8 protein-coding genes are annotated in these 8,030 nt (G+C 42.4%); 3 read left to right on the top strand and 5 right to left on the bottom strand.

Features of this window, described 5'->3' with window-relative positions:
• Window positions 1-108, bottom strand: a 108-nt coding sequence (locus ACYQ2O_RS08990; RefSeq protein ID WP_459796447.1) for a helix-turn-helix domain-containing protein, incomplete at its 3' end; no start/stop codon positions are given.
• A 1,116-nt stretch (window positions 109-1,224) separates the two neighbouring features.
• Here ACYQ2O_RS08990 and ACYQ2O_RS08985 point away from each other — a divergent pair.
• The 3 genes from ACYQ2O_RS08985 to ACYQ2O_RS08975 are packed head-to-tail and all read left to right on the top strand — an operon-like array spanning window position 1,225 to window position 3,870.
• Entirely contained in the window at window positions 1,225-2,310 is a 1,086-nt protein-coding gene (locus ACYQ2O_RS08985; protein WP_346025086.1) for a methionine ABC transporter ATP-binding protein, read from the top strand.
• A gap of 18 nt (window positions 2,311-2,328) precedes the next feature.
• On the top strand, window positions 2,329-3,018 hold the full coding sequence (locus tag ACYQ2O_RS08980) for a methionine ABC transporter permease (RefSeq protein WP_091268627.1): 690 nt from the start codon (window positions 2,329-2,331) through the stop codon (window positions 3,016-3,018).
• 54 nt (window positions 3,019-3,072) lie between these two features.
• On the top strand, window positions 3,073-3,870 hold the full coding sequence (locus tag ACYQ2O_RS08975; protein WP_346025087.1) for a MetQ/NlpA family ABC transporter substrate-binding protein: 798 nt from the start codon (window positions 3,073-3,075) through the stop codon (window positions 3,868-3,870).
• Window positions 3,871-3,948: 78 nt separating this feature from the next.
• Here the strand turns inward: ACYQ2O_RS08975 and phnE (ACYQ2O_RS08970) are convergent, their stop codons facing one another.
• The 4 genes from phnE (ACYQ2O_RS08970) to ACYQ2O_RS08955 all read right to left on the bottom strand — a co-directional run bounded on the left by phnE (ACYQ2O_RS08970) (window position 3,949) and on the right by ACYQ2O_RS08955 (window position 7,582).
• Window positions 3,949-4,761, bottom strand: coding sequence for a phosphonate ABC transporter, permease protein PhnE (phnE, locus tag ACYQ2O_RS08970; protein ID WP_346025088.1), 813 nt, complete (start codon window positions 4,759-4,761; stop codon window positions 3,949-3,951).
• A 17-nt stretch (window positions 4,762-4,778) separates the two neighbouring features.
• On the bottom strand, window positions 4,779-5,606 hold the full coding sequence (gene phnE, locus ACYQ2O_RS08965; RefSeq protein WP_346025089.1) for a phosphonate ABC transporter, permease protein PhnE: 828 nt from the start codon (window positions 5,604-5,606) through the stop codon (window positions 4,779-4,781).
• A gap of 11 nt (window positions 5,607-5,617) precedes the next feature.
• Window positions 5,618-6,397 (bottom strand): phosphonate ABC transporter ATP-binding protein, encoded by a 780-nt coding sequence (phnC, locus tag ACYQ2O_RS08960; RefSeq protein ID WP_346025090.1) that lies wholly within the window; start codon window positions 6,395-6,397, stop codon window positions 5,618-5,620.
• 96 nt (window positions 6,398-6,493) lie between these two features.
• On the bottom strand, window positions 6,494-7,582 hold the full coding sequence (locus tag ACYQ2O_RS08955) for a phosphate/phosphite/phosphonate ABC transporter substrate-binding protein (protein ID WP_459796445.1): 1,089 nt from the start codon (window positions 7,580-7,582) through the stop codon (window positions 6,494-6,496).
• Window positions 7,583-8,030: the final 448 nt, after the last annotated feature.

Below are 8,030 nucleotides of genomic sequence, written 5' to 3'. Positions count from 1 at the left end.
TAAGAAATGATTATAGACAAAGCGAGCAGATCCGATTGTTTTGTTTATCTGCTCTTTCTGTTTTTCATTGGGGTAGAGACGAAATTTATACGCTTTATTCTTGAACATACATTCCCCTCCTCTTTGTACTAAAAATACCCTAATGACGGGATTAAAGCAAGGGGAACAATGACTTTTGTGTGACGAGTTATTGCAGGAATAAGACTTATTTTTTACTTTTTTCGAAAATACTGTCGAGCAAGCTCGAGCGCCATTCATCACCCGCTTATAGAAGCGAGTGTCTTCAGTCGCAGTACGATAAATCACATACTCGACATTGGTCAATTAGCCCGAGGAATAAGCAATTCTGAAACCAACGTGACCCCTTTGTTCGTCTAGTGAGATAAATGATTTACATTTATTTATAGCTATCATAGAATTTAGTGTTGACAGGTGATGTAAAACCTTGCTATAGTAATGAGCAACAAGAAACAAACATCATAAATGTGTAAAGATAAGTACTATTAGGAAGTCTTCTCAGAGAGCCCCGACTGGTGAAAAGGGGTAGGATGGAAAAATAGGAAAATGGTCTTTTAAAGCTTCGGACAGCTATTTACACCTGTTCAAGCTGAAGCAGATTGGACGAATGTTAAAATAAGTCCACTACGGTCACACCCGTTACAGTGTCACAGTATCACGCACTTCTTGTGCAGCGTACTGGTGGAGGCAATGAGAAGAAATTCCATTGTAAATCAAGGTGGTAACACGAGACTATTTCGTCCTTGGAGGAAGTTCGCTTGAAGCGGACTTCTTTCAGGGACTTTTTTAATACCTGAAAACAATATAAGTAAAACACGTAAGAGATGAGTAAATGACACTAAAGTAAAACAGAGAGCCTGTGCATGCTGAAAGCAGGTTTACTTGAAGACATTGAATATGGTCTCTATGACAAACTTGCTCGGCATGACTTCTACGCAAGTTCAAGTGGGATACCGATCCTTTTATAGGCTAGGCTATCACGGCAGCAACCGTTACTGCTTTTGAGAAAGAAGAATTGATACTCTTCTTTCCTCAATGAGGTGTTTTTTGCGAGAAAGACACAAACAAAGGTGGTACCACGACTTAAGCGTTCGTCCTTTGATTAGACTAAATAAAACCGGTTTGCTGGTTTTGACTGTCTAATCAAGACGACCGCTTTTTTTATATCATCAGATGCTCATTCAGCAGATAAAGGGGAGAGAAACAATGATAGAACTGAAACATATCGATGTACACTTTGAAACGAAAGAACATATACTTCATGCCGTTCGTGATGTATCACTGACCATTGAAAAAGGAGATGTCTACGGGATCGTCGGCTATTCAGGAGCTGGAAAAAGTACCCTTGTGAGAACGATCAATTTACTGCAGCGCCCTTCTAACGGGACTGTTCATGTCAGTGGTCAGGACCTTCTGGGGTTGAATGCAAAAGACTTGCGTAGTGCACGAAAGAAAATAGGCATGATCTTTCAGCATTTCAATCTGATGAATGCTCGCACAGTCGCTGGGAATGTTCATTATGCCTTGCGTTCAAGCTCCTTGTCTTCTGAAGAGAAAAAACTGAAAGTCACAGAACTTCTTGACCTAGTTGGTCTAGCTGATAAACACGACGTCTACCCTTCCCAATTATCAGGCGGTCAGAAACAGCGTGTAGGAATAGCCCGGGCATTGGCCAACGATCCCGAAGTCTTGCTCTGTGATGAAGCGACGAGTGCGCTGGACCCCAAGACCACTTTGTCGATACTGGAATTGCTGAAAGACTTGAATGACAAGCTTGGATTGACCATTGTCATTATCACTCATGAAATGGAGGTAATCAAAGAGATTTGCAATAAAGTAGCTGTAATGGAAAATGGTTCAGTCGTTGAAGAAGGTGATATCGTGTCCATCTTTACTGATCCTAAGAATGCATTGACCCAAGAGTTCATTAACACGGCAACCCACATTGATCAGGCCTTGGTGAAACTGGCCAAACACCCATCAATTCTTGATCTCCATGATAACGACATCGTTGTAAGGCTCTCATTCGTTGGTCAGAGTACAAATGAACCGCTCATAGCCAGTCTCTATTCACGATTTACGGTTACGACAAATATCTTGTATGGTGATATCGAAATTCTCTATGATACCCCTATTGGAAATTTGATCGTCATATTAAGTGGCTCGTCTCAACAGATAAAGCAAGCTGTCAATTATCTCGAATCACAGCAGGTAACCGTCCAGCAGCTTGAAAAAATTCAGCTGGTAAACAAATCGAAAGTAATTCCATTGAATAGAGAGAAAATTATTTAGTTTCGGGAGGAAAATAATATGAATAGATTACTTAACTGGTTAGAGACCATCGCACCTAATGTCTGGGCAATTCCTGACCGCATTCTTCAAAGCACATGGCAGACCATCTACATGACTCTGATTGCAGCAGTAATTGCAGGAACAATCGGAATCACGTTCGGAGTGATCTTAGTCATAACGAACAGACGAGGTATTCTGGAAAAACCACGGTTATATAATAAATTAGAGCAGTTTATTAATACAGGGCGTTCCGTCCCATTTATTATTCTGATGGCTCTGCTCGCACCTTTCACTCGCTTTATTGTAGGGACGACGATTGGAACGACCGCTGCCATTGTGCCCCTAACTATCGGGATTATTCCTTTTTATTCACGTCAGGTTGAAAATGCTTTGCTTGAAGTTGATCCTGGTATAGTAGAAGCCGCTGAATCCATGGGATCCTCACCGTTGGAAATTATATTCGGCGTATATTTAAAAGAAGGCCTCCCTTCTCTCGTTCGTGTGTCTGCTGTATCGATTATTAATCTAATCGGTCTAACTACCATGGCAGGCGTCGTTGGGGGCGGTGGGTTAGGCGACTTGGCTATTGCTAGAGGATACAACCGTTATCAGCTGGATATCACTATTGTCTCCACTCTTTTGATCATGCTGATCGTCTTTGTCACCCAATGGATCGGACGTATTCTGATCAGAAAAACAACACATTAACAAACAAGCTAAATTACATTAACACAATAATAAAAATAGAATGGAGAAATAATGATGAAAAAAGGATTTTTAGCTCTACTAAGTATTGTATTCGCGGTTGTACTGGCTGCTTGTGGAAATGATGGAGAAACGGTAAGACTGGGGGTAGTGGGCGAAAATAATGAAGCCTGGGAAAGCGTTCGAGATCGGCTGGCGGATGAAGGAATCAACTTGGAAATCGTTACTTTTTCAGATTATCAAACCCCTAATACAGCTCTAGCTGACGGAGATATCGAATTGAACGCCTTTCAGACTGTAATCTTCTTAGACGACTTCAATGATGATACCGGAAATGACTTGACCCCGATTGGCTATACAACGCTCAACCCTTTAGGTATTTATTCTGAATACGTGGAAGATGTATCCGATATTCAAGAAGGAGACACAATCGTTATCCCGAACGATGCATCAAACGAAGGTCGCGCATTGATTTTATTACAGTCAGCAGGGCTTCTTGAAGTGGATCCAGAAGCAGGGAACCGCCCCGTCGTAGACGATATAACAAGCAATCCATTAAATCTGGATATCGTGACCGTTGCAGGAAACCAGACGGCTCGCTCATTAACTGATGCCGCTGCAGCTGTGATCAACGTCGGTATGGCTATTGATGCTGGCTTAATCCCTTCACAGGATGCGATTTTCCTTGAGCCTGTGAATGAAGATTCAGAACCATACATCAATGCTATCGTTGTCCGTTCTGAAGATGTTGACAACGACATATATCAGAAGATTGTTGACACTTACCAGACAGATGAAACAGCTGAAATCATTGCAGAAACCACTCAGAACTCTTCTATTCCTGTTTGGGATTAAATTTAACCAAAAAAAGGATCTATCACTCTGTAACTACACAGAATGGTGGATCCTTTCTTTTTGACTAGAACTATTTTTTTATCCATTAACTAAACGTTCACGCAGTTTGTTGGAGAAAATCTCAACTGCCAGGATCAGAACAACCAGTCCAATCAGGATTGATCCGACTTCGCTCCATCTGTAAGAACGCATGGCGAATATCAGAGGTGCTCCAATTCCTCCAGCTCCAACTAGTCCCAGTATGGTTGCATCACGCAGGTTCATATCGTAACGGTAGATCGTTACAGACAGGAAGCTTGAGAACAGCTGTGGCAGAATGCCGTAACGTACTTTCTGGTAAGTCGTACAGCCCATAGAGGTCATGGCTTCAAGAACGCCTCTGTCCAGGTTTTCAATGACATCCACGTATAAACGCGAAATCATACCGATCGAAGTCAGAGACATCGTCAGCACACCTGCATATGGACCAGGTCCAGTTACACGGATGAACATTAACCCGTATACAAGTGAAGGAATGGTCCGGATAAAGATAACGACCAGACGTGTCACAAAGGCTACAGGCCTGGAAACGATACTTGGGGACATCAAGAATGAGATCGGGATCGCCAGAAAGGACCCGAATACTGTTCCTAAAAAGGCGATGGCGATCGTTTCAAACAAGAGCCCTGGTACCCCTCCACCTGATGTGAAGTCAAACAGGAATTCCAGGTCCGGTGAAAACAGACCGCGGAAGATATTTCTGGCGATTCTCATTCCTTGTTGATCGAAACCAGTGATATTGACTCCCATGAATGACCAGATGATAAGAGCAGTCAGGATGATTGCAATAGTTGATAAATAAACTTTACGATTTGGTGCTTTTTCAAGTTGCTGTGCAACAGCTTTATTCATTATTCTCTGCTCCTTTATTAAGTCAGTTTCATTCGGAAGTATTCACTGATGCGTTCAATCACGAAGACAACCAGCATCAATATCAGAAGGACCATTCCCACGCTCGGGTAGTCTCTCCAGCCCAAACGCTCGTCCAGCAGGAGACCGACTCCTCCGGCTCCTACATAACCAAGAATGGCTGCATATCTTATATTTCCTTCAAAGGCATATAATGACACAGACAAGTAGGTTGGAAGAACATCCGGTACGATAGCATAGCGGAAAGCTTCCACTTTGGACAGACCCATGGATTCATGCGCTTCAAAAGCCCCCATATCGACGTTTTCAATATGTTCATACATCAGTTTACCAATATAAGACAGGGTAAAGAGGAAAATCGCTACCGTTCCGGCCATAGTTCCCAGTCCGAAGATGAACGTAGCAATCAATGCAGAAATCAGCGTAGGCAGCGTTCTTAAAATACTCAGGAACAGTTTGAAAAAGCCGTTTAATAACCGGTTCCTTATTATGTTACTGGATGACAGCAAAGCAAACGGTATAGCCAGTAAGGCTCCGGCAATGGATCCCAGAAGTGACATCTGAATCGTATCGAAAAGCGGGCCCCATACATTATTCATAAAATTAAAGTTTGGCGGGAACATGGCAGTTAGTATGACAATGAACTGATGTCCTCGTGTTCTTAACATCGACAGGTCCACACCTGTGACTTCCCATGACACAACCGTCACGAATAAAACGATCAGAAGAATAAGAGGAGCTCGGGAAGCACGCTGTTTCACTCCTTTTCCATTCGACAAAGTATAGGTCTTAGGTTTGAAAATCTTATCGTATACTGTTTCTCTCATGCTCGTCCCTCCTAGACCTCTGCTTCTTCCGGTTCATCCATTTTAGGAACATTGTCGGCACTGCCGTAGATCTGGTCCAGTACATCCTGAGAAACATCTTCGGATTTTCCATCATACACGACTTCTCCCTGACGGATACCGATTACGCGATCGGCATACTCCAGAGCCAGTTCAACGTGGTGAATGTTGATCAGGATGGACATGTTTGTTTCCTGATTGATTCGTTTGAAGTCATCCATGACCACTTTAGCTGTGACTGGGTCAAGGGACGCAACCGGTTCATCTGCTAAGATAATATCCGGATTCTGAGCAATCGTACGGGCTAGTGCCACACGCTGCTGCTGACCACCTGAGAGCTGATCGACACGATTATATGCTTTGTCCAGGATACCTACTTTATCCAGGGCTTCAAGTGCTTCTACTTTTTTCTCCTTAGGAAACAGACCAACGAACTTTCTCCACCATGACAGTTCAGGTACAGATGAAATCAATACATTATTAATTACTGATGTACGTGTCACTAAGTTGAACGACTGGAAGATCATTCCAATTTTACGACGGAAAGAACGGATCTGCTTTCCACTCAGTTGTCCGACATTTACATCATTAACGGTCAATGTTCCCTCGTTAATTTCATGCATACGGTTGATGCAGCGGATAAGTGTGGATTTTCCGGCACCAGACAATCCGATAATCGCAACGAATTCTCCCTGATCAATGGTCAGATTTACATTTTTCAAGGCAGTGACCCCATTCGGGTATATCTTGTTTACATCTTTAAATTTTATCATTTTGGCCTATTTCCTCTCTGGAGATAATCAAAAAGAAAGCCAGGAGAGGGCGCTCCCAGCTTAATTTTTCATTTAGTTTAGTCGTAAATTCTTAAATTATTCAGACATGTCGCGTAGAATCTGTTGTGCTTCTCTTTCTACGTCATAGTCTTCGCTTGTTGCAGGTTTATAACCTTCGTGTGAGTAGATCGCGATGACTTCGCGTCCTTCGTCTGTCTGTGCAATGTTGATGAATGACTGCTGTAGAGCTTCGATCAGATCGTCATCCATGATTTCTGAGAACCGGCTGACACTGATTGTATCGTTGTAGATTCCTGGTGTTACACCTACGACATCTGTATCTTCCCAAATATCGTTATCAGCACCAAAGTCTTCTTCCCAGATATCAACATAGTCGCGACGTGCATCTGCGTAAGCAACGATCAGATCGACCTGTTCAGCTGCCAGTCTTGCAAATGAGTTCGCATAAGAGTCAGCTTGAACGATCTGGCTTAGGTCTGTCAGAGACCGACCAAAGTTTTCCTGCATCCAGATTGTTGGATAAATGTATCCAGCAGATGAAGAAGAGCTCATAACGCTCCAAGACGCTGAATCAACATCTTCCCAAGTAAGTTCTTCTCCGCTGTTAATTTTATCAGCTAATTCTCTACCTTTTTCAGATGGACCTGCGATCAGGATTGAACGGTAGTACGTCACCTGTTCGTCAGTAGCTTCAGTCGGTTTGTTTTCATTCCAGTCAGCTGGGTTATCTGAATCGTTGTTCAGACCAGCACGTGTTGCAGTCAGAATAACTTCTGCAGAATCATCATACAGGACGTATGTTCCACCTGGAAGGAAGCCCACATCAAGTGTTCCGGCAGACATTGCTTCTCCAACCGCTTCATAGTTTGTTCCTACAGTAATTTCAACTGCGCCGACATCGTAACCATGCTCAGCCAGCTCAGCAATCAGGAGATCTTCTAATGGTTCAGTTGCAACATAAATCTCGTCAGGGTCACGTGAAGGGACAAATCCAACTGAGATTTCATCGATTTCGATCATATCTTCGCCTGCAGCGCCATTTTCATCGGCTCCGTCAGTTTCTTCTGCTGTTTCCTCAGCGCCTTCTTCATCGTTTCCGCAAGCCCCAAGTAGCATAACTGAAGCTAGTGTAATACCTAAACCTTTTAACCATTTCTTAGACAAAATAATTCCTCCCAATTCTATGTTACACATGTATGTGCTGTAAATATGTACGATTAACGCACTATTCGATATTAACATTCGGTAATTTAAAAGTCTATCACTTTTTTTAAGTTTGTTACATCTTTTAATTTGCTAAAAAACGAACAATGTAGGTCAAGCGCCACTCCTTCTTTATCTGTAATTCCAGTATACCGGGATAGAAGGACTATCTCCACCCGGGAGTTTAACAGCTGGAATCAATAAAAAGTGACACAAAGCCTGTTATGGCTTTATTTTTTTGTCAAATTTGATAGACTTATATTGTAGTACTATGTAGTAATATGTTATAATAGAGATACATTTAAAAGGAATGAGGATTAGCTATGCGTATTAAAAAGAATAAATCTAAACATTCTACCTCCTATTCTGTTATTGAAAGTTATCGTGATCGAAATGGTCGGTCTACAAC

Source organism: Alkalibacterium sp. m-11 (assembly GCF_054658155.1).
This window is presented reverse-complemented; position numbering and strand designations above follow the sequence as displayed.